The organism is Agrobacterium sp. OT33 (assembly GCF_017313365.1).
GTDB classification, from domain to species: Bacteria; Pseudomonadota; Alphaproteobacteria; order Rhizobiales; family Rhizobiaceae; genus Agrobacterium; species Agrobacterium rhizogenes_A.
Map to the genome: position 1 here is coordinate 348,364 of NZ_JAFLMZ010000002.1, position 25,932 is coordinate 374,295.

General features: G+C 58.1%; 24 protein-coding genes and 1 tRNA gene. 12 read left to right on the forward strand and 13 right to left on the reverse strand.

Translation table 11 applies throughout. The annotated features are described in order from the left end of the window. Positions 1-491 precede the first annotated feature (491 nt). Complete coding sequence (locus JZX88_RS05740) at positions 492-818, forward strand: hypothetical protein (RefSeq protein ID WP_206912885.1); 327 nt, start codon at positions 492-494, stop codon at positions 816-818. Positions 819-982: 164 nt separating this feature from the next. On the opposite strand, the gene JZX88_RS05745 is transcribed toward JZX88_RS05740, so the two are convergent. Then, positions 983-1,900: a hypothetical protein gene (locus JZX88_RS05745; protein ID WP_206912886.1), complete on the reverse strand. Its 918-nt coding sequence runs from the start codon at positions 1,898-1,900 to the stop codon at positions 983-985. An 82-nt stretch (positions 1,901-1,982) separates the two neighbouring features. Continuing rightward, on the reverse strand, positions 1,983-3,455 hold the full coding sequence (dgt, locus tag JZX88_RS05750) for a dGTP triphosphohydrolase (RefSeq protein WP_206912887.1): 1,473 nt from the start codon (positions 3,453-3,455) through the stop codon (positions 1,983-1,985). Positions 3,456-4,453: 998 nt separating this feature from the next. Between dgt and JZX88_RS05755 the strand changes: the two genes are divergently transcribed. Next, the gene (locus JZX88_RS05755) at positions 4,454-4,747 is read left to right on the forward strand and encodes a hypothetical protein (RefSeq protein ID WP_206912888.1); all 294 of its coding nucleotides are present in this window, start codon (positions 4,454-4,456) and stop codon (positions 4,745-4,747) included. Between the two features lie 263 nt (positions 4,748-5,010). On the opposite strand, the gene JZX88_RS05760 is transcribed toward JZX88_RS05755, so the two are convergent. The 5 genes from JZX88_RS05760 to JZX88_RS05780 all read right to left on the reverse strand — a co-directional run bounded on the left by JZX88_RS05760 (position 5,011) and on the right by JZX88_RS05780 (position 9,821). After that, positions 5,011-5,085 (reverse strand) — tRNA-Glu (locus JZX88_RS05760). 462 nt (positions 5,086-5,547) lie between these two features. Next, positions 5,548-6,321, reverse strand: coding sequence for an amino acid ABC transporter ATP-binding protein (locus JZX88_RS05765; protein WP_065115758.1), 774 nt, complete (start codon positions 6,319-6,321; stop codon positions 5,548-5,550). An 11-nt stretch (positions 6,322-6,332) separates the two neighbouring features. Next, complete coding sequence (locus JZX88_RS05770; protein WP_206912889.1) at positions 6,333-7,490, reverse strand: amino acid ABC transporter permease; 1,158 nt, start codon at positions 7,488-7,490, stop codon at positions 6,333-6,335. Between the two features lie 3 nt (positions 7,491-7,493). Then, positions 7,494-8,690: an amino acid ABC transporter permease gene (locus JZX88_RS05775; RefSeq protein ID WP_065115756.1), complete on the reverse strand. Its 1,197-nt coding sequence runs from the start codon at positions 8,688-8,690 to the stop codon at positions 7,494-7,496. A gap of 108 nt (positions 8,691-8,798) precedes the next feature. Then, positions 8,799-9,821, reverse strand: a complete 1,023-nt coding sequence (locus tag JZX88_RS05780) for an amino acid ABC transporter substrate-binding protein (RefSeq protein ID WP_065115755.1) — start codon at positions 9,819-9,821, stop codon at positions 8,799-8,801. A gap of 376 nt (positions 9,822-10,197) precedes the next feature. Between JZX88_RS05780 and JZX88_RS05785 the strand changes: the two genes are divergently transcribed. Beyond that, positions 10,198-11,385: a cystathionine beta-lyase gene (locus tag JZX88_RS05785; RefSeq protein ID WP_110760457.1), complete on the forward strand. Its 1,188-nt coding sequence runs from the start codon at positions 10,198-10,200 to the stop codon at positions 11,383-11,385. Between the two features lie 9 nt (positions 11,386-11,394). Here JZX88_RS05785 and JZX88_RS05790 read toward each other — a convergent pair whose 3' ends face one another. Both JZX88_RS05790 and JZX88_RS05795 read right to left on the reverse strand, forming a co-directional pair. Then, complete coding sequence (locus JZX88_RS05790; protein WP_206912890.1) at positions 11,395-12,564, reverse strand: FAD-dependent monooxygenase; 1,170 nt, start codon at positions 12,562-12,564, stop codon at positions 11,395-11,397. 30 nt (positions 12,565-12,594) lie between these two features. Then, on the reverse strand, positions 12,595-12,840 hold the full coding sequence (locus JZX88_RS05795) for a zinc-finger domain-containing protein (RefSeq protein WP_065115752.1): 246 nt from the start codon (positions 12,838-12,840) through the stop codon (positions 12,595-12,597). 170 nt (positions 12,841-13,010) lie between these two features. Here JZX88_RS05795 and JZX88_RS05800 point away from each other — a divergent pair, with 170 nt between their 5' ends. From JZX88_RS05800 to JZX88_RS05810, 3 genes are all read left to right on the forward strand, one after another. Next, positions 13,011-13,787 (forward strand): alpha/beta fold hydrolase, encoded by a 777-nt coding sequence (locus JZX88_RS05800; protein ID WP_065115720.1) that lies wholly within the window; start codon positions 13,011-13,013, stop codon positions 13,785-13,787. Positions 13,788-13,988: 201 nt separating this feature from the next. Further along, positions 13,989-14,813: a serine O-acetyltransferase gene (gene cysE, locus JZX88_RS05805; protein ID WP_065115719.1), complete on the forward strand. Its 825-nt coding sequence runs from the start codon at positions 13,989-13,991 to the stop codon at positions 14,811-14,813. Positions 14,814-14,964: 151 nt separating this feature from the next. Continuing rightward, a complete protein-coding gene (locus JZX88_RS05810) occupies positions 14,965-15,168 on the forward strand; it encodes a DUF3126 family protein (RefSeq protein ID WP_003524869.1) in 204 nt (67 codons plus the stop codon). Between the two features lie 59 nt (positions 15,169-15,227). Here JZX88_RS05810 and JZX88_RS05815 read toward each other — a convergent pair whose 3' ends face one another. Further along, positions 15,228-16,622, reverse strand: coding sequence for a cytochrome P450 (locus tag JZX88_RS05815; RefSeq protein ID WP_206912891.1), 1,395 nt, complete (start codon positions 16,620-16,622; stop codon positions 15,228-15,230). A gap of 111 nt (positions 16,623-16,733) precedes the next feature. On the opposite strand from JZX88_RS05815, the gene JZX88_RS05820 reads away from it, so the two are divergent. After that, the gene (locus JZX88_RS05820) at positions 16,734-17,387 is read left to right on the forward strand and encodes a TetR/AcrR family transcriptional regulator (RefSeq protein WP_065115717.1); all 654 of its coding nucleotides are present in this window, start codon (positions 16,734-16,736) and stop codon (positions 17,385-17,387) included. Positions 17,388-17,479: 92 nt separating this feature from the next. Here JZX88_RS05820 and fdhA read toward each other — a convergent pair whose 3' ends face one another. Together fdhA and JZX88_RS05830 are read right to left on the reverse strand one after the other, a co-directional pair. Next, positions 17,480-18,670 carry a formaldehyde dehydrogenase, glutathione-independent gene (fdhA, locus tag JZX88_RS05825; protein WP_065116211.1) on the reverse strand — a complete coding sequence of 397 codons (1,191 nt, stop codon included), beginning with the start codon at positions 18,668-18,670 and terminating at the stop codon, positions 17,480-17,482. Between the two features lie 343 nt (positions 18,671-19,013). Then, positions 19,014-19,886, reverse strand: a complete 873-nt coding sequence (locus JZX88_RS05830; RefSeq protein WP_110760452.1) for an ATP-binding protein — start codon at positions 19,884-19,886, stop codon at positions 19,014-19,016. A gap of 207 nt (positions 19,887-20,093) precedes the next feature. Here JZX88_RS05830 and yajC point away from each other — a divergent pair, with 207 nt between their 5' ends. The 5 genes from yajC (at position 20,094) to JZX88_RS05855 (ending at position 24,937) form a co-directional block, all read left to right on the forward strand. Further along, positions 20,094-20,441, forward strand: coding sequence for a preprotein translocase subunit YajC (gene yajC, locus JZX88_RS05835; protein ID WP_003495911.1), 348 nt, complete (start codon positions 20,094-20,096; stop codon positions 20,439-20,441). Between the two features lie 82 nt (positions 20,442-20,523). After that, entirely contained in the window at positions 20,524-23,088 is a 2,565-nt protein-coding gene (gene secDF, locus JZX88_RS05840; RefSeq protein ID WP_174029462.1) for a protein translocase subunit SecDF, read from the forward strand. Next, positions 23,088-23,480 carry an Mth938-like domain-containing protein gene (locus JZX88_RS05845; RefSeq protein ID WP_065115714.1) on the forward strand — a complete coding sequence of 131 codons (393 nt, stop codon included), beginning with the start codon at positions 23,088-23,090 and terminating at the stop codon, positions 23,478-23,480. Before secDF ends, JZX88_RS05845 begins: the two co-directional genes overlap by 1 nt. A gap of 23 nt (positions 23,481-23,503) precedes the next feature. Continuing rightward, entirely contained in the window at positions 23,504-24,349 is an 846-nt protein-coding gene (locus tag JZX88_RS05850; protein ID WP_206912893.1) for a phytoene/squalene synthase family protein, read from the forward strand. A gap of 129 nt (positions 24,350-24,478) precedes the next feature. Further along, on the forward strand, positions 24,479-24,937 hold the full coding sequence (locus JZX88_RS05855; RefSeq protein ID WP_065115712.1) for a hypothetical protein: 459 nt from the start codon (positions 24,479-24,481) through the stop codon (positions 24,935-24,937). 18 nt (positions 24,938-24,955) lie between these two features. Here JZX88_RS05855 and JZX88_RS05860 read toward each other — a convergent pair whose 3' ends face one another. Continuing rightward, entirely contained in the window at positions 24,956-25,891 is a 936-nt protein-coding gene (locus JZX88_RS05860; protein WP_065116210.1) for a DMT family transporter, read from the reverse strand. Positions 25,892-25,932: the final 41 nt, after the last annotated feature.

Genomic DNA, 25,932 nt, shown 5'->3' on the forward strand with positions numbered 1-25,932 from the left:
TGCTTCAAACCCTAGGCCGTCCACCGGAATTCATTTTTGAAGCCTGAAACGGTCGGTACGGTTGTCTAGAACCGATGTGCTTCCCCCGGAAGAATAACTCCTTACGCCTCCACCCCAGCCCGCATTGTTCATGTGGCGTATGACACTTTCCACGCTATTCCCGCGGTTAGTCCAATAGGTTGTCGCCGAATGCGGGCCGGCGGCTCGATGCCCATATTGATCCGAAGTAATTCGCGTTTGCGTCCCATCTCTGTGCTCGACGTACGTAGTAGTGTTGCTAGCCACGCAGCCCGTTAGTGCGAGAATTGCAATGGTCACCACAGAAAGATTTAATTTCATTGTTTCCCCCATCCAATGATGGGCAAAGGAAGCATGGATGCAATCGGGAGTCGAGTCAGTCTTTGGGTCTGAGTGGGGGCACTGTTTTCATGCATCTGTCCCTCGACTTATGGCCGGGGGATTTTCTTTACTCGCACCGCAAGAGCCACCTCATGAACCTAACCGATCTACTCGACGCCATCGGCATCAAACTCGGCGTGCTTATCGCTGGCCTTGCTGGCGGCCTTCTCCGCGCGCTGTCGAGGCAGAAATACACTTGGCGCGAAATGCTGGCCTCGCCAGTGTGCGGGGCTCTAGCTGCGGCGTACCTCACCACCCCGCTGCTGCACTACCTCTACAGCATTAATTGGCCGCTGCCGGAAGACCCTATCGCCACCACGAATGCCGCAGCCTTCCTGACCGGTGCCAGCGCGATGTGGATTTCGGATGTTCTTATAGAGGCAATGCAACGGTGGGTAAGGGGTGGTCGGTCGGACTAGCGATAACTCCCCTTGCAACAAATGAGGGCTGGAGGTTGTCGACTAGAATCATAAACCCCGCCAAGGCGGGGTTCGTTGTGAGCTAAAACGAGCATTCGCTGAAGGCGGCAGTCTTGTGCCCATGCCTCATAGGCCGATATTGGTCGCGCGACGGCGGCGCGAACTTAGTCTCGGATGGACGTAGAACTTTCCGCTCCGCCTGCTGCTTCAGAATCGAGTCCATCGGCATTTCCGTCTTCTCTGTCTGTGGCTGGGCTTTGTTCGGTGTCTTGTTCATTGTCTTCACTCTCTTGGTTAGACGCGCCAATATCCCTAAGCTTTTCGATAGTCAATGATGACCGTTGCGGATGCCTCGCCAGCGAACCGAGTTCGATCACGAGTTTCATTTCTTCTTCAGTCGCAAGCCGTACGTTGTTAAATAACGATTGAGCTTCTCCGTAATCTATTACAAAGTTGTGGCTTGAATACGTTTGAGACAGGGTCGAAACCGCATCTCCTTTCAAATTGTTCCATTTTTCAGCAAGCCTATGGCTGTAATCTTCGCCAATTCGCATTGCTCGAGATCGAGAGCCTACTTCCTCCGGGTCTATCCTGCCAAAAATGGGTCCATAAAGCGCGGTTACAATTTCTGTAGCTGCATGCGACGCCGTTTGGAATGATACGATACCACCGCTTGATGACAAGATGTCTGTGATTACGTTTTGGTATGTCTGCCGTGCGCGATCTTCTAGGGTAACGAATGCTTCGGTTATGTTTAGACCCGATTCCAAACTTGCGATTTGATCCGTCTTGGCCATCTGGACGTCCAAGGGGCCTAGTTCCCCGTATGGCGTAAAAATCACCTCGTCCGCTCCGATGGCGAAAAGTGTTCCCGCGCTCTTGCAGTATCCGGAGATCAAAACCTTGTAAGATGTGTACCGGTGCTGGAGGTAGCGGGCCATTTTGTAAGCTGCATCGGGATCACCGCCTGGCGTTACAATAATTATTAGGCAATCGTTGTGACGCTTCTCCTTGTTCACCAACTCGATGAACCTGAGATCGGCGCTTCTCTTAATCTCACCATTGTAGAGAAAGACGTCCAATTATATCCCCCAGTATGGCCCCGAATTACACTGCGAAGCTTGTCCGAAACTCGCCTCGAAAAAGTTAAACCACTTATCCCGCTCAGAAAGGCTTATGCATTGTAAGACCATTGGCCCCAAAGAGACGGCTATAAAACTCAATTGCGTACCGGTCGGTCATTCCGGCAATAAAATCACATACCACTCGCCGTTTTTGTGAATCATTATTTGCTCGCTGGTAAATTTTTCTAAAGTCGGTTGGTAGAAGCCTATCTCCATCGTTCGTCACGATCGCCTTGAAGATTTTCTTTATAATATCTTTACCACGGAACTCGACTACTTGGAGTGTAGGAGATCTTATAATAGCTTGATATGTGATGTTCTTGAGTGTTTCGACAGCTATAAAGGTATCAACAGTCAGCCGAGCTTTATGTAACTGGGGATGGTTGGGGTCTTTTAGTACTTCAACTCCCTCCAAAAACAACTGAATGAGCGCCGCGGTGAAATCTGTTCGGTAGTAGCCGTCGTCCGCCATGAGTTTAGACCAACTCTGCGCCTCTGTGGCAAACGCCATCTTCTTCTCTTCTTTGGTCACGTCTTGTCTCTTAACGAGTCGTTCTCCCGCTTTGGAAACAAAAAATACTTCTTCAAAAACATATGTAAGGACTTGATACACGTTCTTCTCGGTGACGGTCGTCGGTGTGTCCTTGTATTGCTTCCCGAGCCGCTCGTTTATTGTTTTCACAACATTTTCATAAATTTCTTTGTCGAGAACAAATAGGTCTAGGGGCCTTAAGAAGCCGCTTTTAAAAATATCTTCAAGATCATATGTAGAGTAGGCGATGTCGTCTGCTATATCCATTATGGAGCATTCGATCGTCTTGAAATCCTGATAGGACTTATCCCCTACGACTGCTTCCTTGATGCGCTCTACGAGCTCTTTTTCTTCATCGTAGTATCCCTTAACGACTTTTTTTGTTTTTCCCGGACCGCGATGGTCCGAAGTCATTGGAATTACATCGTCGTACTTCAAAATCGCGGCAAGAGAACGATACGTAAGGTTGAGGCCCGCGCGACAGTCTATCCCGCCCTCCTGAAATGGCTGAAAATCGTCGGGCTGGGTAAGTGTGCTTTTCTTTTCTAGTTTGGCAAGGATGTGCAGTGTTTGCGCGTTGCCTTCAAACCCGCCATGTTCGCGCATGCACTCGTCTAACGCTTCTTCACCATTGTGACCGAACGGAGGATGACCAAGGTCGTGAGCCATTCCTGCGAACTCGACAAGATCTGGATCAATCTTCTGACTCTTTACCTTGAAGAGCGGGTGCGTGGCATTCAACCTGATCGCAATCGATTTTGCGATTTGGGCGACCTCGAGAGAGTGGGTCAATCTATTTCTGAAAAAGTCGCTTTCATGGCCCGGAAAAACCTGCGTTTTACCTTGAAGCCGACGGAATGCGCTACTGTGTATGAGGCGGGCATAATCTCTTCGCCACGGGGAGCGATGGGCTTCGATCTCCCCGTGTTCAATTATCCCAGCCTCTCTCTTGCGGTCAGAGGGGCCGTAGAGTGGGTTCATCTGAAATTATTTCTCTTTGATTTGGTCACGCGAGCGCTTAGAGCGGATAGTCATTGACCATTTGCCTTCGGTATCTCGGCCGATGCTTGAATGTAGAACTCGAAGCTCGTTTTCAACCACGCGAAACGCTGGGTTTTTTTCAGTCGCTCTCGTTCTACCGAGTCTGACGCTTGCACTCGTTCTGCTCAAAGTTGCCATGTCGCTCTCCCAAGCCTTGTCTGAGTCGTTAATACGAAGTTTATCGCGTTTCGTCTATTCACACTTATAGCAGGCAAGTCTTACTGGATCGTAATAGACGACTTTTTCTGTCATATTCGCGATGTGCATGCTGACGGCCATGTCATTCATGTCTTCGCTCCTTTCATTTGGTGCTGCCATTGCCATGAGCAACTCATTTTTAATTCACCATCCGCCAGGGCGAGACATCGCACTTCGATGGCCACATAGGCTACCATTGGCCGCTCGGTCGTAGTAGGAGTGGCAGTTCCCCGGGTAGTTTCTTGTCGGGTAGCCGCCCCCGCAATTGTTGTTGGCGCAAACAGCGACTGCCGTTCCGACCAGCGCGACAGCAACCAAAGCTGCGGCCGCCGCATCCTGATTCCTCACCATTTCCGGACATTGATAGAACTGCACGCCTCGCCGGCTGAGTTCTTTGGCGAGGTCCTGCTGGAATGCTGGATCTTGGCTTTGCAAGTAAGTGCGACAGAGCGTTGGCTTATCGACCGATTTCGGATTGGCGTTAAATGCTTCGCGCGAAGTGGTGCATGCGCTCAAGGCGCACGAAATGAATAGGGCGCCGAGCACCCGCAAATATATAATTGTCAAGAAAGCCCCCAATATAGTCCCCGCTAATACAAAACACGCAGAGAGATTGGAGTCGAGTCTGCTCAACTAGAATTTTCATTAGGGAAGATAAAAAGAAGCCCGGCGGATCAGGCTTGACTGTCGCGTGGCGCTGGCCTTCTCTGTATGCCTATCGGAAAGCAGCGGGAAAGACGATGCGCAACGCTAGCAGTGAATTAGAATCGTTCATTGATGAGGCGATCCGCCGTGGCCGGGAAAAGGGATATCATCCCACTATCTTTATTGGCATGCGGCAAAACCTTGGCACAATACCGGCGATTTCGAAGCTTGTGAGAAGTGGCGATCTTCAGAGTGGCTTCATGCGACTTCATGATCTCAATCTTTTGGACTGGACGATTGAGTCCGCCGTAGAGAAGTTCCCCAGCGAATTTGACAAGAACGACATCGCGTGCGCTGCGTTCCGCCTCCAAGAAGCGCGAAAGGGATAAAAGGACGCCCACCGCATCTAAAGGACAGAAACGTCACGCCCCGATGATCGTGAATGCTAGCCGAACGCCGTGGCAATGTCGGAAGCCAAATCTAGAACATCTTAAATGAGAACATTCCGGTGTTGTCGTCGTTTCGCCGATGCAGTCCAGCCGAAGAGTTTTGGCAACCTTTTCGGTGAGACAAACGATAAAAAACGTATAATGAAATCAAACAGCGAGATTTTGTCTCACTATTTTGTATGTAGTTGTATTTTAAGGGATTTTGGCACGCCCTAGGGGAGTCGAACCCCTCTTTTCAGAATGAAAATCTGACGTCCTAACCGATAGACGAAGGGCGCGTGCGCTTGTGGTGTGGCGCCCTTATAGTCAGGCTCCGGTTGCTCCGCAAGCGGAAAAATGCATGATTTGACAAAAAAATGACATGGGCGGCCAAAGCCCCTGCAAAACAAGGATTTCCGTTTCGTAACAAATGGTTAAATGGTCGCTGCATTCGTAGTTCCAGCGCTTTTCGCGTGTGGAGAACGATGTGGGACACCAATCTGGAAGGGGCTGCGATTCACTCAAGGCAGCTCTGGATGTGAGCGGAATGCGCCGTCATCAGATCAATGGTGAGCTTCGCCAGATGCTCCGGCGTCATCACCGGCTTGTCCCGGGTATCTGCCGCCGATTGATTTTGGTGATGTGTTCAGGTCCTTGGGTCAAGCCCGGGGATGACGCTGAATGCAGGGACGGGCTGGCCGTTACCAATGAAAAACGGGGCCGAAACGGCCCCGCTGGATGATGCTTCGATGGTAAAGGTCTCAGTGCAGAATCTGGCTGAGGAACAGCCGGGTCCGCTCGTGCTGCGGATTGTCGAAGAATTCGGCGGGCGAGTTCTGTTCGACGATCTGGCCCTGGTCCATGAAGATGACGCGGTTGGCGACCTGGCGGGCGAAGCCCATTTCGTGGGTGACGCACAGCATGGTCATACCGTCTTCGGCGAGGCTGACCATGGTATCGAGCACTTCCTTGACCATTTCCGGGTCGAGCGCCGAGGTCGGCTCGTCGAACAGCATGATCTTCGGCTTCATGCAGAGCGAGCGGGCAATCGCCACGCGCTGCTGCTGGCCGCCGGAGAGCTGGCCGGGATACTTGTTCGCCTGCTCGGGAATCTTGACGCGCTTCAGATAGTGCATCGCCACTTCTTCGGCTTCCTTCTTCGGCATCTTGCGAACCCAGATCGGCGCCAGCGTGCAATTTTCGAGGATCGTCAGATGCGGGAAGAGGTTGAAGTGCTGGAACACCATGCCGACTTCACGACGCACCTCATCGATCTTTTTCAGATCGTTGGTGAGTTCGATGCCATCGACATTGATGGTGCCGGACTGGTGCTCTTCCAGCCGGTTGATGCAGCGGATCATGGTCGATTTGCCAGAGCCGGAAGGGCCGGCAATGACGATACGCTCACCGCGCATGACCTTGAGGTTGATATCGCGCAGCACGTGGAAGTCGCCATACCACTTGTTCATGCCGATGAGTTCGATTGCCACGTCCGTTGTCGAGACGGCCAGTTTTTTTGCTTGGGTTTCTGCCATTTGAGCGTCCCTTATCGTTTATGCCCGGTGTCGAGGTGCCGTTCCATGAACAGCGAATAACGCGACATGCCGAAGCAGAATATCCAGAATACGAAGCCTGCGAAAATATAGCCAGTCATGGCGGTGACGGGCGTGGCCCAGTTCGCATCCGATTGGTTGAGTGTGACAATACCGAGCAGGTCGAACATGCCGATGATCGAGACCAGCGACGTGTCCTTGAACAGCCCGATGAAGGTGTTGACGATGCCCGGAATGACAAGCTTCAACGCCTGCGGCAGCACGATCAGCCTGGTTTTCTGCCAGTAGTTCAGGCCGAGCGAATCCGCACCTTCATATTGTCCCTTGGGAATGGCCTGCAGGCCGCCGCGGATCACCTCCGCCATATAGGCGGACGAGAAGAGCGACACGCCGACGAGCGCGCGCAGGAACTTGTCGAAGGTCCAGCCGTCAGGCAGGAACAGCGGCAGCATGATGCTGGCGAAGAACAGGACGGTGATCAGCGGAATGCCTCTGATGACTTCGATGAAGAGCACGCAGAGCATCTTGATCACCGGCAGGTTGGAGCGCCGGCCGAGTGCCAGAAGAATGCCGAAGGGCAGGGAGACCGTGATCCCGAAGAAGGACAGGATCAGGGTCACCATCAGGCCGCCCCACAGCTGCGTTTCCACCTTCGGCAGACCGAAGACGCCGCCGATGAGCAGGAAAAACGCAATGAAAGGCAGGATGATGAAAAGTGCCAGCGCGTTGAGGCGCTTGAACGGCGCTTTTGGAATCAGCATCGGGATCAGGAGGATGGCGAACGCCACCATCACAAGGATCGGACGCCAGCGCTCATCGAGCGGATAGCGGCCAAAGACGAATTGCCCGAGCTTGGCCGATACGAAGGCCCAGCACGCACCGGACTGGCCGTCCGGCAGCGCACCGCCCTGCGAAGCGGTCAGGCAGGCGATACGATCGCTGCCGGTCCATACCGCGTCGATGAAGAGCCACTTGACGATCGGCGGCACCAGATAGGCGAGCAGGGCGATGGCAAGGACGGTGAGGACCGTATCCTTTGGCGTGGCGAAAAGTTTGGTGCGCAGCCAATGGCCCAGTCCGACGGCGCTTGACGGTGCGGGCCGGGCTTCCTCGATGGTCTGTCGCACGAAGGCGTGATTGCTTATTGTCATCGATTATCGCTCCACCAGGGCCATTTTCGCGTTGAACCAGTTCATGACCACGGCCGTGAGCAGGGACAGCGAGAGATAGATGACCAGCCAGATCGCAACCACTTCGACCGCCTGACCCGTCTGGTTCAGGATCGTGCCGCCGACGGAGACGATGTCGGCGAAACCGACAGCGACCGCAAGCGAGGAGTTCTTGGTCAGGTTGAGAAACTGGCTCGTCAGCGGCGGGATGATGATGCGCATCGCCTGCGGCACGACGATCAGGCGTGTCGTGGTGCTGGAACGGAGCCCGAGCGCATCCGCAGCTTCCGTCTGCCCCTTGGCCACAGCCTTGATGCCGCCGCGAACGATCTCGGCGATGAAGGAGGCGGTGTAGAAGGACAGCGCGAGGAACAGCGACATGAATTCAGGCGCAACGACCGCGCCGCCGGTGAGATTGAACCGTCCGGCGATCGGATAGTCGAATGTCAGCGGTGCGCCGAGCGCGAGGAATGTCGCAAGCGGCAGGCCGATGATGAGAAGCGTCAGGGTAAGGCCGGTGCGGAACTGCTGACCGGTTTTTTCCTGCCTCGCCTTGGCCCAGCGATAGATGAAGACGCTGATGACGATGGCGACGAGGAAGGCCACCGGCACGAGCCAGATACCGTCACCCCAGAGCGGCTTCGGAAAGAAGAAACCGCGATTGTTGAGATAGCTGCCGAGCGGCAGTTCCAGCGATTCGCGGGCCTGCGGCAGAACTGAGATGACGCCCTTGTACCAGAAGAAGATGACGAGCAGCGGCGGGATGTTGCGGAAGATTTCCACATAGGCCTGCGCGAGTTTCGAAATCAGCCAGTTGTTGGAGAGCCGGGCGATGCCGACGATGAAACCGATGATCGAGGCGGCGATGATGCCGAAAAATGCGACCTGGATCGTGTTGAGAATGCCAACGAGCAATGCACGGCCATAGGTCGCGTCGCTGGTATAAGCGATCAGCGACTGGCCGATATCGAAGCCGGCTCTTCCATTGAGGAAGCCGAAGCCGGATGAAATGTTGGACCGTTGAAGATTGGTGATCGTATTCGTCACGATGATCCAGACGAAGGCGGTCAGGATGACGACAGTCAGGACCTGATAGAAAACTCCGCGTATGCGTGGATCGTAGATAAGTGACGACGCGCTTTGCGCGCGCGATCGTTGCGAACTGACCGCGTTGCCTGCCATAGGCACCTTTCCCTTTTATATGCTCTTTGCGAGCTTATTTATATAATTTTAAATGGAGGCCGGGCGTTGCCCAGCCTCCTGTCATGATCTAGCCGATGATGGGGTCGATCAACGGACCGGCGGTGCGTATTGCAGGCCGCCCTTGGTCCACAGCGCGTTCTGGCCACGCTCGATCTTCAGCGGCGAGCCCGCACCGACGTTGCGGTCGAAGACTTCGCCGTAGTTACCCACCAGCTTGATGATGTTGTAGGCCCAGTCGTTGGTCACGCCGAGATCGGTACCGATCTTGGTGCCTTCTTCCGTGCCGAGCAGACGCTTGATGTCCGGATTGGCGCTGTTCTTCTGCTCATCGACGTTCTTGGAGGTGATGCCCAGCTCTTCGGCATTGACCATCGCGTAGTGAACCCAGGTCACGATGTCGAACCACTGGTCGTCACCCTGACGAACGGCCGGTCCGAGCGGCTCCTTGGAGATGACCTCGGGCAGGACGATGTTGTCGTCCGGGTTCTTCAGCTTCAGGCGGATGGCGTAGAGGCCGGACTGGTCGGTGGTGTAGACGTCGCAACGGCCGGAATCATAGGCGGAGGTTGCGTCGGCTTCCTTTTCGAAAACGACCGGATTGTACTGCAGGTTGTTGGTCTTGAAGTAGTCGGCGAGATTGAGCTCGGTGGTCGTGCCGGTCTGAACGCAGACGGCGGCGCCGGAAAGCTCAAGAGCGGACTTCACGTTGAGGCCCTTCTTGGCGATGAAGCCCTGACCGTCATAGTAGTTGACGGTGCGGAAGTTGAAGCCGAGCGACGTGTCGCGGCTGATGGTCCAGGTGGTGTTACGGGTCAGAACGTCGACTTCACCGGACTGGAGGGCAGGGAAGCGGTCCTTGCTCGAAAGAGCGACAAACTTCGCCTTGGAAGGGTCACCGAAAACCGCTGTGGCAATGCCACGGCAATAGTCCACGTCGATGCCGGACCATTCGCCCTTGTCATCGGGATTGGAAAATCCCGGAATGCCGGCGCTCACGCCGCAGGTGACGAAACCTTTTCCCTTCACGTCCTGAAGTGTCGCAGCCGAAGCGACCGAGGCTCCTCCCAAAACTGCTGCGCCAATGGCGGCTGACAGAATTGCCTTTTTCATTTTTCCCAACCTTTGTTTGTTATCGTCAATCGCAAGGGGACCGGCATGTTTGTTTTGCCCCAGCTCCCCCCTCAGCGAGATCTTTTCGATCCGCTTTTTCTATCACAATCGCAATTGGCAGCGGGGTCAAGACGTGCCGGCGATAATTGTGCCTATAAAACGGAATTTTCGAAATTTTGGTCGGGAAGTGTGCAAAGGGTGAAAATATAAGCATATTTTTGCGGAAATTTGCACTTGCACGATTTTTGTATACTTCTTGTATGCTGTTTCATGATGGATCAATCGACCCATCCTGCGAGGGTTCACGGGACTTGACCTTGCCTTCCGCTCTCCGCATTGTCGCACGCGTCAATATTCCTTCGAAAGCTGATCTGAAATGACCAAGACAAATGACCTGCTTTCCGCCGCAGGTGTGAATACGCGCCTGACCCATGGCGGCAATGATCCCGCGGACTGTTTCGGTTTCGTCAACCCGCCCATCGTGCGTGGCTCTACCGTCCTTTTCCCGGATGCGGAGACGCTTTCGACCGAAAACCAGAAATACACCTATGGCACTCACGGCACGCCGACGACCGATGCGCTGTGCAACCTCGTCAACGAGCTGGAAGGTTCTTTCGGAACTATCCTCGTGCCCTCGGGGCTTGCGGCGATCACCGTGCCGTTCCTTGCCTATCTCGGTGCGGGTGATCATGCGCTTGTCGTCGATTCCGTCTATTTCCCCACACGCCGCTTCTGCAACACGATGCTGAAGAAGCTCGGTGTGGAGATCGAATATTACGATCCCGCGATCGGGGCTGGCATCGAAGCGCTGATCCGGCCGAATACGAAACTCGTGCATCTGGAAGCGCCGGGTTCCAATACGTTCGAGATTCAGGATGTCCGGGTGATCACGGAGATCGCCCACAGGCATGACTGTGTGGTCACGATGGACAATACCTGGGCGACGCCGCTTTATTTCAAGCCGCTCGATTTCGGCGTCGATATTTCCATTCACGCCGCCACCAAATATCCCTCGGGGCATTCCGATGTGCTGATGGGTTTCGTCTCGGCCAATGAAAAACACTGGAAGGCGCTTTACCAGGCCAATACCAATCTCGGCATCTGCGTTACCTCCGATGATGCCTACCAGATCCTGCGCGGCATGCGCACCATGGGAATCAGGCTGGAACACCATCAGAAAAGCGCGCTCGATATCGCTCAATGGCTGGAAGGCCGCAACGATGTGGCGCGCGTGTTGCATCCGGCCCTACCGAGCTTTGCCGGTCACGAACTCTGGAAGCGTGATTTCAAGGGCGCGAGCGGTGTCTTCTCCTTCGTATTGAAGGCGGAAGAGGGCAAATACAAGCAGGCGGCGGCGGCCTTCCTCGATGCGCTGACCTTCTTCGGGCTCGGTTATTCCTGGGGCGGATACGAATCGCTTGCCGTGGCGGTCTCGCTCATCGACAGGACGATTGCCAAAGGTCCCTCCGAAGGGCCGGTCATCCGCCTTCAGATCGGGCTTGAGGATGTCGCTGATCTGAAGAAAGACCTCGAGGCCGGCTTTGCGGCCGCAGCCGGGATCTGACCTTAGCCATCAGCCCCTGGCGTGATAGCCATAAAGCCAGTCGAAGTCGTGCAGGAAGGCACTGGCGGGACGCGTTGAAAACACGAAGTCCCGCGCAATTCGGACCGGGCCTGTGGCGTGATAGGCAAAACGATTGAGAGAGGCCCGTTTGCGGGCCTTTTCTATGCGCGGGAGGCGCAAGGCCTCGAAAGCGGCAAGGGCCTGCGGCACGGGCAGGGGCTCTGCGGCAAGCACGCCGGCAAGTTCGAAGGCATCCTCTATCGCCATGGCCGCGCCCTGGGCGGCAAAGGGCATCATGGCGTGCGCCGCGTCGCCGATCAGCACCGTGTCACGGCCATTATGCCAGCGCCCCGGACCGGCCTGATAGAGCGGCCAGAACGTTGGATCTTCGGCTTTTTCCAGCAACCGCAGCAAATCCGGGCTCCAGCCGCGAAACTGTTCGAGCAGCATGGATTTCTGCCGTCCGCTCGATTCGGCGCGCCAGGTGGCGCCGGGATCGGCGCCCAGTGCAATGGCGACGATGTTGAAACCGCCGACTTCCTTGAGCGGATAAGCGACGATATGGCCGTGGGAGCCGAGATAGGCGGTAACGGCGCTTTTGTTGATGGCGGACGGAACATTGTTTTCGGTGACCGTGAAACGCCAGGCGATATTGCCGGAAAAGGTGGCTGTCGGCGCGGCAGGAACGGCAAAGCGGGCCGCCGACCAGACGCCATCGGCGCCAACGATCAGATCGTGATCGCGGAAGGTGGTTGCGGCAATGACGTCGGCGGTGGCGTTTTCGATGCGCTTGCCGAGATGCAGCCGGCAGAGCGGATTGCGTGTCGCCGCATGGAGAAGTGCACCTTGCAGTGTCGAGCGGTGCAGCACGCCATAGGGTGCGCCCCAGCGTGTGCGGGCCACCGTGCCCATCGGCAGGGAGAGCAGCGTGGCAAGCGATTTTCCGGAGGCAAGATCGACGCTGACCGGTTCGGTCCAGCGCGCCTCGATTTCCGGCAGCACGTCAAGCGTGGCAAGTATGCGGGCGGCGTTGGGTGACAGCTGCAGGCCGGCGCCGACTTCCGTGAGTTCACCCGCCTGTTCGATGATGTCGCAGCCGATCCCGTGCCGGGCAAAAGAAAGCGCGGCGGTGAGACCGGCGATGCCGGCACCGACAATGGCTACGGATTTTATGGGCATTGGTGCGCCCCGATCAGGAAAGGTGGAAGGTCAGGCGGCCTTCACATGGAAGACGCAGCCCGGAGGATTGGTCTGCTCGGCCTTCAGCGACGGATTGTAGCGGTAAAGGGTGGAGCAGTAGGAACAGACCTTCTCGTTGTCGTCGCCCATGTCGATGAAGATATGCGGATGATCGTAGGGCACGGAAGCGCCGGTGCACATGAATTCCTTGACGCCGATCTCGATCATGCGGTGTCCGCCATCGTTCTGGAAGTGGGGAATGGGATGCCCGGCCATGTTCGTCTCCAAATGCAATATCGTTATCGAGCCGCGATCCGCCTTCGCGCGTCGGCTCGCCGTTGCGGATATGTAGCCTCAAACGCATTGCATCTCCATAAAAATCGTCAGCGAAACATGTTCAACATTGCTAATTCCTGCCATATGGTCCGGCAAAAAGGATGTCCTTGATGAATCTCAACACGCCGCAGTTTTCCGATTTTTCCCATGACGGCCTTCGCCTTGCCTATTTCGACGAGGGCGATCCGGCGGGCGATCCGGTTCTGCTGATCCACGGCTTCGCCTCCAGCGCCAATGTCAACTGGGTGCATCCCGGCTGGTTGAAGACGCTGGGTGAAGCGGGCTACCGGGTGATCGCCATCGATAATCGCGGCCATGGCGCAAGCGACAAGCCGCACGATTCTGAAGCCTATTATCCGCCCGTCATGGCGGAGGATGCCGTGGCGCTGCTCAATCATCTCGGTATCGCCGAAGCGCATGTGATGGGCTATTCCATGGGCGCGCGCATTTCCGCCTTTCTGGCGATGGCGCATCCCGAGCGCGTGCGTTCGCTGGTCTTCGGCGGGCTCGGCATCGGCATGGTGGAAGGTGTCGGCGACTGGGACCCGATTGCGGAAGCGCTGCTTGCTCCCTCGCTCGATGTCGTCACCCATGAGCGCGGTCGCATGTTCCGCGCCTTTGCCGACCAGACGAAAAGCGACCGGCTGGCGCTTGCCGCCTGTATCGAGACATCGCGGGTTCTCGTCACGCGCGAACAGGCTGAGAAAATCGACGCGCCGACGCTGATCGCGGTCGGAACCAAGGACGATATTGCCGGTTCCGGCGCGGAGCTTGCAGCGATCATGCCGCATGCGCGGGCGATCGACATTCCCGGCCGCGACCATATGCTGGCCGTCGGCGACCGGGTGTTCAAGGCGGCGGTTCTGGAGTTTTACCGCTCGCTTTGATCGGGAGCATTTCCGGGAAAAAGTGGAACCCGGTTTTCCGTCCGCAAATGCGGCAACGCTCAGGACGGCAAGAAACGGTTTTTCATGCTGCATGAAGAAAAACTGAAGCCTTGCCGCCTTTAAAGTCGTCATTCGAATCCCATTTCTAATGCACGTCTTTTTCTGTATAAAGAACGACCACTGCAAACGAGGAGACCATTCATGGTCGCACGTACCGAGGCCCGTCAGCCCGAACAGCTGGCGATCGTCGATCCCATCTGGGGCAGCCTGCTCAATGAAGCCCGAAGTGCCGCGGCACAGGACCCGCTGCTTTCCGCCTTCCTTTATTCGACGATCCTCAATCACCGGTCTCTCGAAGAATGTGTGATCTACCGTATCTGCGAACTCCTCGATCATCCCGACATGCAGGCCGTGCTTCTGCGCCAGACCTTTCAGGACATGCTGGATGACTGGCCGGAATGGGGAAGCGTGCTGCGCGTCGACATTCAGGCCGTCTACGATCGCGACCCGGCCTGCACGCGCTTCATGGAGCCGCTCCTTTATTTCAAGGGGTTCCAGGCCATCCAGACCCATCGCCTCGCCCACTGGCTGCTGCAGAAGGGCCGCAAGGACTTTGCGTTTTATCTGCAAAGCCGCTCATCGAGCATCTTTCAGACCGATATCAATCCGGCGGCGCGCATCGGCAAGGGCATCTTCCTCGACCACGCCACCGGGCTGGTGGTCGGCGAAACGGCCGTCATCGGTGATAACGTCTCCATCCTGCATGGCGTCACGCTCGGCGGCACCGGCAAGGAGGGGGCGGACCGCCATCCGAAGATCGCCAATGGCGTGATGATCGGGGCGGGGGCGAAAATCCTCGGTAATATCGAGATCGGCAGCTGCTCGCGCATTGCCGCCGGCTCGGTGGTGCTGAAGCCGGTTCCGCCCAAGACCACGGTTGCCGGCGTGCCGGCGCGCGTGGTGGGAGAAGCAGGGTGTTCGGAACCCTCGCGACTGATGGACCAGCTTATCGGAGCCGATATCTGACCACCCCGGAATTTTCGCGGTCGTCCGTATGGAAGACAGCGTGCGAAAGACATGGCCTGTGAAAGGCTGGGGCGATGCGCCGCTTTCACTTTACTTTGGCCTTTGTCCCATGCCAAAAGCGGGCCAACGCGAACCGCACAGGAGAATAGTGGTGAAAGCCGACGAAATCAAAAAACTCGACGCCTATTTCAAGCGCACCTTCAACCCGACGATGGTGGTCAAGGCGCGTCCGCGCAAGGACGATTCCGCCGAAGTGTATCTTGGCGAAGAGTTTCTCGGCGTTGTCTATATCGACGACGAGGACGGCGACCGCTCGTACAATTTCTCCATGGCGATCCTCGACGTCGACCTCTGATCGTCACCACTCGGTGACGGGTGGATTTTCGCATTTATCTATCAGTCGCCCGCGGTGGTTCACGCCGCGGGCGATCTGTTTTTTCGCTGCGTGATCCTCATCATCAGCCGGTCCTGCGGCCGCAATGTCACGCGCATCAGCGGCTCCGCCGCAGCCGGTGACGTGTTTTCGAGATGGATCGTCTGCAAGAGGACGGCAAGAATCGCCACGGCCTCCATCATGGCAAAGGCATTGCCGATACAGACGCGCGGACCGGCGCCGAAGGGCATATAGGCATAACGGTGGCGCGCCTTGACCTTTTCGGGTTCGAAGCGTGACGGGTCGAAGCGTTCGGGCTCGTCCCACAGCGCGGCGTGCCGGTGCACGGCATAGATCGGCACATAAAGAATGGTTCCGGCCGGGATATCGTGCTCGCCGAGCCTGAAATCCTGCCGTGCCGTGCGGGTGATGACCGGGGCGGGCGGGTAAAGCCGCATCGCCTCCGAAAACACCTGCCGGGTGTAGGTGAGATTGGCGATGTGTTCGGCCGCGACCGGTTCGCCGGCGGTGACGGCTTCGATTTCCTCGATGATTTTTCTTTCCGTTTCCCGGTTCCGCGACAGAAGATGGAAGCTCCAGGCAAGGCCGAGCGCCGTCGTTTCATGGCCGGCGGTGATGAAGGTCAGCAGATTGTCGATGATTTCCTCATCGCTCATCATGCGCCCGGTTTCCGGGTCCCTGGCTTCCAGCAGCATGGAGACGAGATCGGTTCTGTCGGTCGGGTTTGCCCGCCGCCCGGCAATCACCTTCGCGAGACTGGCGCGCAGGTAATCGACGGCGGCGCGGGATTTGCGCCGGCCGGGATGCGGCAGCCATTCCGGTGCGCCCAGCATGGCGAGGGCGAAGGTCCAGCCCGTCGGCCTCAGATAATCGGTGATGCTCTGTTCGACGCGCGCGATATCAATGTCGTATCCGCCGGACATCATGGTTTCCACGATGATGTCGAAGGTGGTTCGCATCATTTCGTGGCCGATATCGATGTTACCCGTCGAGGGGGCGCGCCAGCGCGCTTGCGTGCGCCGTGCCGTGTCGATCATGACCGGCAGCAAATCCAGCAGCTTTTCGTGGCGGAAGGCGGCGGCAACGGATTGTCTTTGCCATTTCCAGTGGTCGCCATCGGCGGTCAGAAGACCCTGACCGAGGGCAGGGCCGAGCACCCGGCGCACGTCCTCACCCTTGCCGAGCAGGTGTGCGTTCTTGACCAGTGCCTCATGGATCAGTGCGGGATCGGCAAGATGCACACGCATCGTGCCACCGAGACGGGTGAAGACCGCCGGTTTGCTGAAGATTTCCGGCGGCAGTGCCTTCAATGGATTGCGGACAAGCGAGATTGCGAGACGTGCCGCCGCGAATTTCGACAGGGGTTCCGTCTCGGTTACATCCATGGACGGGGTGGAAAGGCCGGTTCCGATCATCGACAGCTCCTTAATTCACGTTGAATGACGGGACATTGCTGTTAAGGTGTATACCTTATTTTAGATACTTAAGGTGCATGCCTTAGATTTCAATGACGGGACGCGATTTTGATGAAGAACAATGATGCGGAACGACCACGGCGCACGCGGGACAGGATTCTGGATGCCGCCCTTGACCTCTTCAACGAGCGCGGGCCTGACCGGGTGACGACGGCCGAGATCGCCCTTTCGGTCGGTATCAACGAGGGTAATCTCTATTATCATTTCCGCACCAAGGAATCGCTGGTTCTCGCCCTGTTTGCGCGGTTCGAAGCCGATGCGATGGTTCTTGTCGCAACCGTTGACGGGGCAGACGAGGCGGCGGCGGCCACCTATGCCGGTTTTCTTCGGCAATGGTTCTCGCTGGTGTGGAATTACCGCTTTCTGTTTCGCGATCTGGTCGGGCTCGTCGCGTTGGCGCCGGGGCTGGTGGAGCCGGTCAGGGCCATAAGCGCCACCATGCGGCTGGCGGTTGGCGACATTGTCGGCCGGATGCAGAAAGCCGGATTGGTGACCATTCCCGAAAGCGAGCGCGATGCGGTTCTGACGAATCTATGGATCGTCTCGACCTATTGGGCTGCCTATCTCAATCTGCAAGAGGGTGTTGGCGAATTCGGGCCGCAGCAGCTGGATTGGGGGCTGCAACAGGTCTCCAGCCTGTTCCGGCCCTATCTCTCCGCCGAGGCAAGGGTCGAGCTTGAGGCTCTTGTCGAGAACGACATGTAATATCTCCGGCCGGAGACATGGTTGGCTTGCAAAACGCCCGCGACGAGATATGTCGCGGGCGTTTCGTCATTCTGGTTTACCGACGGCAGGCGTCAGGCCGCCTTGAGCAGATCGCCGTGGGGATCGAGCACGAATTTGGTTGCCGCGCCCTGATCGAAGCTTTCATAACCCTGCACGGCATCGTCGAGCGCGATGATCTTCGCATTGACGATATCGGCAATCGGCAGGCGGTCATGCAGGATCGCCTGCATGAGCTGGCGATTATACTTCAGGACCGGCGTCTGGCCGGTGTGGAAGGATTGCGCCTTTGCCCAGCCGAGGCCGAAACGCAGCGACAGGCTGCCCTGTTTTGCCGCGGCGTCGACCGCGCCGGGGTCCTCGGTGACGTAAAGGCCGGGAATGCCGATCGAACCGGCGGCGCGGGTGATCTCCATCATCTGGTTGAGAACGATGGCCGGCTGTTCGCCGCCCGCATGGCCGCGTGCCTCGAAGCCGACGGCGTCGATGGCGCTGTCCACCTCGTTGGTGCCGACGATTTCGGCGATCATGTCGCCCAGCCGGTCACCCTTGGAGAGATCGACGGGTTCGAAACCGACTTTTGCCGCATGTGCGAGGCGATCCTTGTTGAAATCGCCGATCATGACGACCGCGGCGCCGAGAATGCGGGCGGAGGCGGCAGCCGCAAGGCCGACCGGGCCGGCACCCGCGACATAGACCGTGGAGCCGACACCGACGCCCGCCTTGACCGCGCCGTGGAAGCCGGTCGGCAGGATGTCCGACAGCATGGTGAGGTCGCGGATCTTCGACATCGCCCTGTCGCGATCGGGGAATTTCAGAAGGTTGAAATCGGCATAGGGGATGGTGACATAGCGGGCCTGTCCACCGATCCAGCCGCCCATGTCGACGTAACCGTAAGCGCCGCCGGCGCGTGACGGGTTCACTGTCAGGCAGACGCCGGTATCCTGCGACTTGCAGCAACGGCAACGGCCGCAGGCGACGTTGAACGGCACCGAGACGATATCGCCGATTTCGAGCATTTCGACATCGACGCCCTTTTCGATGACTTCGCCGGTGATTTCATGGCCAAGGACGAGACCCGGCATCGCCGTGGTGCGGCCGCGCACCATGTGCTGATCGGAGCCGCAGATATTGGTGGAAATCACCTTGAGAATAACGCCGTGTTCGATACGGCGGCCATCCGGCGCCTCCAGCTTGGGGTCGTCAATATCGCGGACCTCCACCTGACCCGGCCGCATGTAGACGACGCCTCTGTTCCTGCTCATATCCATCTCCTCCTGGGGGTTGAACGCCAATGCCGGCCCGCTCCTCCGCGGGCAGGATATCGTCACAATGCACGCGTGCGAGCCGCTGTTCGGCTCACACGGAATCGTCCGGCAAGGGGATGGAAAGGGGTATTGCCGCACGTCCTGAAAGACGCAGCCTGTCTCCCGATCACCGCCCGCCGCAGCCACCGGCATTTCGCCGGTGTTCCGACTGTTCCGCCCTGAAATTCGAAGCGGAACCGGATATCTGCAGCAAACCATGCGGGGCGAGGCTTGTCGTTCGGGAATACGACACGCTTTGTGGCCGTAACGACACCGGCTTTCGCCTGATGTCACGGTGTCGTTATCGGTCGATGGATTTTCTCAGGCGTCCGGCGGCGTCCTGAATATATTGCCAGGCCACACGGCCGGAACGGCCGCCGCGGGTGGTTGCCCATTCCAGCGCCTCGTGATGCAGGGTTTCGCGGTCCAGACCCAGATCGAAGTGTTCGGCATAGCTATCGATCATCGTCAGATAGTCTTCCTGGCCGCATTTGTGGAAGCCGAGCCACAGGCCGAAGCGATCGGAGAGAGAGACTTTTTCTTCAACTGCTTCCGACGGGTTGATGGCGGTCGATTGTTCGTTTTCCATCATGTGGCGTGGCAGCAGATGGCGGCGGTTGGAGGTCGCATAGAAAAGGACATTGTCCGGCCGGCCTTCGATACCACCATCGAGCGCCGCCTTCAGCGATTTGTAGGCCGTGTCGTCGTGATCGAAGGAGAGATCGTCGCAGAACAGAATGACGCGCTGATCCGAGATTTTCAGTATGTCGAGCAAAGCGGGCAGGGTGTGGATATCCTCCCGGTGCACTTCCACCAGTTTCAGGGGAACGCCGCTTGCGGTGCGCACATCTTCGTGAACCGCCTTGACCAGCGAGGACTTGCCCATGCCGCGCGCGCCCCACAAAAGCACGTTGTTGGCGGGAAAACCATCGGCGAAACGCAGGGTGTTTTCATGCAGGATGTCACGCACATGATCGACGCCGCGAATGAGTTTGAGCGCGATACGATTGGGGCGGGGGACCGGCTGCAGAAAGGAATTGACCGGCGACCAGACGAAACAATCGGCGGCATTCCAGTCGTTTACGGCGGGGGCGGGGCCGGCCAGCCGCTCCACGGCAACGTTCAGCCGGCGCAGTTCGGCAAGAAGCAGGGTGGCCGTTTCTTCTCGAATCATGGTGTTTCTTCCGCTTGTCTGGTGTTCAAAACTCTGTTTTGCGACCGGCCTAGCATGGTGTTTCCGGCCCATAAAGGTTAAGAGGTCCGGAATCGGTACGGCGTGGGCCCTGCATCTGTTGCAATCCCGGCGTTCCCCACTATATTCCGGCGGCTTGAAAGCTGGGGCGGCATACGAGGTCGTGCCGTAATCGTTGAGGAGTTTTATATGTTCATTAGTCAAGCTTTTGCCCAGGACGCAACGGGCGGCGCATCGGCCTTCGGTTCCGGCCTGGAAATGCTTTTCCTGTTTGCGCCCCTTATGGTCGTCTGGTACTTTTTCCTCATCCGCCCGCAGCGCGCGCAGATGAAGAAGCGCCAGGAAACGCTGACCAGCATTCGCCGTGGCGATCAGGTCGTTCTTGGCGGCGGCATCGTTGGCAAGGTGACCAAAGTCATCGACGACAATGAACTCGAAGTCGAAATCGCCGAAGGCGTGAAAATCCGCGCTGCCCGCGCTTATATCGCCGAAGTGCGTGTCAAGGGTGAAGTGGTCAAGACGGAAGCCGCTTCCTGATCCTGCCGGATAACCGGACGCCCGATTGCGAATTTTGACGGGTTGCGCTGTCCGCGCAACCCCAACCCTGACCGAGATCGAAATGCTTCATTTTTCCCGTTGGAAAACAGTCTTCATCTGGCTGCTTGTGCTGGCAAGCGTCTTCATCGCCTCTCCCAACCTGTTTTCGGAAAAACAGCTGGAGAGCATGCCTGCCTGGTACAAGGACAACAAGGTAACGCTCGGTCTCGACCTTCAGGGCGGCTCGCACATCATGCTCAAGATCGAGCGTTCCGACATTGTCAAGGAACGGCTTGAGACGATTGTCGGCGATGTGCGTACCCAGCTTCGCGATGCCAACATCCGTTATTCGGGGCTCACCGGCAACGGCCAGCAAATTCAGGTTCGCATCAGCGATCCCGCCCAGCTGGAAGCCGCCAAGACGGCGCTACGCGATCTGACGCAGCCGGTATCCGCCGGAACGCTGGTTGGCGGTTCCATCACCGAAGTGACGATGAGCGACGGCGGCGACAATCTGCTGCGGCTCAACCTTACGGATGAAGGCGTCGATTACCGCCTGTCGTCGGCCGTATCGCAGTCGATCGAAGTCGTGCGCCGCCGCGTCGACGAAGTCGGCACTACCGAGCCGCTCATCCAGCGCCAGGGTTCCGACCGCATCATCGTACAGGTGCCGGGCCTTCAGGATCCCCAGCGTCTGAAATCGCTGCTCAACCAGACGGCAAAGCTGTCCTTCCGCATGGTCGACACCACCATGCCGGTTCAGGAAGCGATGAACGGCCGTCCGCCCGCGACCTCTGAAGTTCTCTATTCGCAGGACGATCCGCCGGTTCCCTATCTGGTGGAACGCCGCGCGCTCGTTTCCGGCGACAATCTCGTCGACGCACAGGCGAGCTTCAACCAGCAGACCAACGAACCCGTCGTCACCTTCCGCTTCGACAGCCGCGGTGCGCAGCGCTTTGCGCAGGCGACGCAGCAGAATGTCGGCAAACCTTTCGCCATCGTGCTCGATAACCAGGTCATTTCCGCACCTGTCATCCGCGAGCCGATCATCGGCGGTTCGGGACAGATTTCCGGCAGCTTCTCGGTGCAGGGCGCAAACGACCTTGCTGTTCTTCTGCGCGCGGGCGCGCTGCCGGCCACGCTGACCGTCGTTGAAGAACGCACGGTCGGTCCGAGCCTTGGTAACGACTCCATCACCGCCGGCCTGACGGCAAGTGCCATCGGCGCCGTCGGCGTCCTCATCTTCATGTTCGTCTTCTACGGCTTCTTCGGCCTGCTGGCGAACATCGCCCTTGTCGTCAACGTCGTCATGCTGCTCGCCGTTCTCAGTGTGATCGGGTCGACGCTGACATTGCCAGGTATCGCCGGTATCGTTCTGACGATCGGCATGGCGGTGGATTCCAACGTTCTGATCTACGAGCGAATACGCGAGGAGGTGAAGAGCGGCAAGCCGCTGATCCAGTCACTGGATAACGGCTTTACCCGCGCCTTTGCGACCATTATCGACGCCAACCTGACGACGCTGATCGTGGCGAGCGTGCTGTTCTACATGGGCACCGGCCCGGTCAAGGGCTTCGCCGTCACGCTCGCCGTCGGTATCATCACCACCGTCTTCACCGCTTATACGCTGACGGCGTGGATGTTCGGCTACTGGGTTCGCCGCAGCCGTCCGAAGCACCTGCCGAAGGGCGTGCGCACGGCCATGTTCGATGGCCGCGACATTCCCTTCATGCGCTATCGCCGCGTGGTGTTCATGATCACCGGCGCCATCATGCTCGCCTGTATCGGCGGTTTCGTGGCCAAGGGCCTGAACCTCGGCATCGACTTCCAGGGCGGCTCCGTCATTGAAGTGCGCGCCAAGCAGGGTGAAGCCGATCTCGCCGATATCCGCGATCGTCTGAACCAGCTGAACCTCGGTGAAATCCAGGCGCAGAACTTCGGCACGCCGCAGGATGTCCTCATCCGTATTCAGGCGCAGGAAGGCGGCGAGAATGCCGAGCAGTCCGCCATCACCATGGTGCGTGGCGAACTTGAGGACAAATACGATTTCCGCCGTGTGGAAGTCGTCGGTCCGGCCGTGTCGGGTGACCTTACCTACACCTCCACGATCGGTATCATGCTCGCCATGACGGCGATCATGGTCTACATCTGGGTCCGCTTCGAATGGCAGTTTGCGCTCGGCGCTGTCATCTCCATGGTGCATGACGTTGTCTTCACCATCGGGCTCTTTGTCTTCCTGGGGATAGAGTTCAACCTCACGAGTATCGCGGCGATCCTGACGATCATCGGTTATTCGCTGAACGATACCGTCGTCATCTATGACCGTATCCGCGAAAACCTCAGGCGTTATAAAAAGATGCCGCTGTCGATGATCATCGATGCATCGCTGAACCAGACGCTGTCGCGCACGATCCTCACCGGTCTGACCGTGCTTCTGGCATTGCTCGCGCTCTACCTCTTCGGTGGCGAGGTTATCAGGTCCTTCACCTTCGCCATGCTGTTCGGTGTCGGTATCGGCGTGTTCTCGTCGCTCTACATTGCCGCACCGGTGCTGATCGCCTTCAAGCTGCGTCCCGATAACAAGGATGCGGAAGACGAGAAGGACGAAAAGCCCGGCAATGCCATCGGCGGCAAGCCTGCCGTCTGATGGCCGGCGGGATCGAAATACGCCCGGCCCATTTTCCCGGCCGGGCGCCCATCGATGCCTATGGCAATGGCGGTTTCCGTTTTGCCGAGATGTCGCATCGCGGCTCGCTTCTGCTTCTGCCTTCGGGCATTTACGGGTGGGAGCCCGTCGATGCGAAAGAATTGACCCTCGGGCATTTCGAGAAGGTTCTGGCGGAAGCGCAGGACATAGAAGTGCTGCTGATCGGCACGGGTGACGGCATGCGGGTGCTGCCAAAGGAATTGCGCGCGGCCTTCAGGGAAGCGGGCATTTCCGTCGACCCGATGAGCACGGGTGCTGCCGTGCGCACCTATAATATCATGCTTTCGGAATCGCGCGCCGTGGCTGCGGCGCTGATTGCCGTCGAAGGCTGACAGGACGTTTCGCGCGGGGAACCATGGCACCCACAGAAAATCTCGACGTCTGCCTCGCGACGCTGCGCGATACCGATCGCGACCGCTATCTCGCCTGTCTTCTGTCGCCTGCCGATAAGCGCAACGCTCTGGCGGCGCTCTATGCCTTCAACGCCGAAATCGCGCGTATCCGTGATTCCGTGCGCGAGGCGCTGCCCGGCGAAGTGCGCATGCAATGGTGGCGCGACCTGCTTGAGGGCAGTGCGCATGGGGACAGCCAGTCCCACCCCGTCGCGGCGGCGCTTCTGGCCGTGATCGAGCAGCATCGCCTGCCGCGCCCGGTGCTGGTCAATATGATCGAGGCGCGTATCTTCGATCTCTACGATGATCTGTTCGAGGATCGCAACGCGCTTGAGGGTTATGCGGGGGAAACCGCGTCCGCCCTTATTCAGCTGGCGAGCCTGGTGCTTTCCCCGCAGGACGCTACGACCAGCGCGGAAGCGGCAGGGCATGCGGGTGTGGCGCAGGCCATGGCCGGTATCCTGCTTCTCATGCCGCTGCATCGCCGTCGCGGGCAGGTCTATATTCCCGCCGACATGCTCTCGGCCGCCGGGCTCGATCGCGAGACCTTCCTCGAGGGCGCGGATCGGCAACGGATCGGTATTGCCATCGAGCTGTTTGCCGCGCACGCGCTGGATCATCTGGAAAAGGCCCGGCGCGCGACGACCTCCAAGACCGTTTTTGCCGCCTATCTGCCTGTTGCCCTGTCCGGCCCTGTTATCGTTGCCGCCCGAAAGGCTGGATCGGGAGTGTTCGAAGGCGAATTGCAGCTCTCGCAGCTTCGCCGGCAATGGCTTCTCGCGAAGGCATCGTTTCTCAAGCGCTTCTGATCTTCAGCGGCGCCGTGTCTCTCCGCCACGCCACACTTCACGCAAGCCTCGACCTATATGAACCTGAAACGGGTTCGCGTCGTTTCGATTCGCGAATCCAAAGGTTTCGGTGCTTAGGGAGCGTCCCGGATGAATTTGGCGATCTGGATTATCGTCTTCGTGCTGCTTTCGGTCTTTGCCGTTTATGCCTGGCGCATGTCGCGGGCGACGGAGGATGACAACAGCCATGATGTGGGGCAGGCGATCATGGATTTCGCCCGTGCCTTTCCGAACGAGGCGATCAGAAGCCTTCATATGACGGCGGATGGCGGCGCGGCCTTTGTGCGGCTGCACGACAACAAGGCCGGCTTCATGCGCAACATGGGCTCGCATTATGTGTGCGTGATGATCGATCCCGAGCGCATCAGGATAGAGGGTCTGGAAAGCGGCGACGGTTTCGTGGTCACCTTCTTCGACATGCCGAAATATAGCGGCTCCTATCGTTTCAAATCCGCGGGTGAAGCGGCGGAGGTTTCGCTCTGGCTGCTTGGCAGTCTCGTCGAAGCGCAGGATCATCACGATGAAGGGCCGCTGCCCTCCGGCACCTGACGGGACCGGCGTCAGGCGTCATTGCCCGTCGAGCGGCGGTGTCGCATGGGCCTGCTTGCTTTCGCGCCAGATGATGAACAGGCCGGATGCGACGATGATGAGGATGCCGAGCCATTTCGATGGCGTCGGGAAATCCGAAAACAGCGCATAGCCGAGAACTGTCGCCGAGATGATCTCGAAATACTGGAAAGGCGCCAGCAGCGACAGCGGGGCCAGCCTGAAAGCCCTGACGATCAGCAGGTGCATGTAGCCGGATATCGATCCCAGCAGGATGAGCAGGACAAGCGCGAAGCCGGATTGCGGAAGCGAGATCGCGAAATCCCTGTCGCCCAGCGCATCACCGGCCAAAAGCACCGCGCCCATGAATATGGTGCCGGCAATGCCGGACATGGTCTGCATGACCAGCGGGCTGTCGGCGTCACCGATGGCGCGGTTCAGGAACAGGTAAAGCGTATAGAGAAAGGCGCAGGCGACCGGCAGGAGCGAGGTCCAGCCGAAGATCTCGAAACTCGGCTGAATGACGATCAGCGCGCCACCAAAACCGACGACAATTGCCATCCAGCGCTTCCAGCCGACCTTGTCGCCGAGGAAGAGGGCCGACATCATCGTCAGCATGAAGGGTTCGACGAAATAGATGGCGAAGACATCGGCAAGCGGCATGTATTTGACGGCGGCGAAGAACATCAGGCTGGCTGAGGCATGCAGCACGCCGCGCAGGCAGTTCATCCACGGCCGTTTGGCGCTGAACAGCGCCCTGGGCGAGACCACGAGCAGCAGCGGCAGGGTGCACAGGACCTGGAAGAAAAAGCGATAGAAGGTGACCTGCGCCGGCGACATGCCGCCGCTGACCGCCATGTATTTGGCGATCGCATCCATGACCGGCAGCACGAACATGCAGCCTGCCATGATGGTCATGCCCTTGGCGACATCGCTGAAACCGGTCTGGCTGGTCATGGTTCGGGCTGCGCTTTCGACCGAAAGGTCCAATGAGGAAG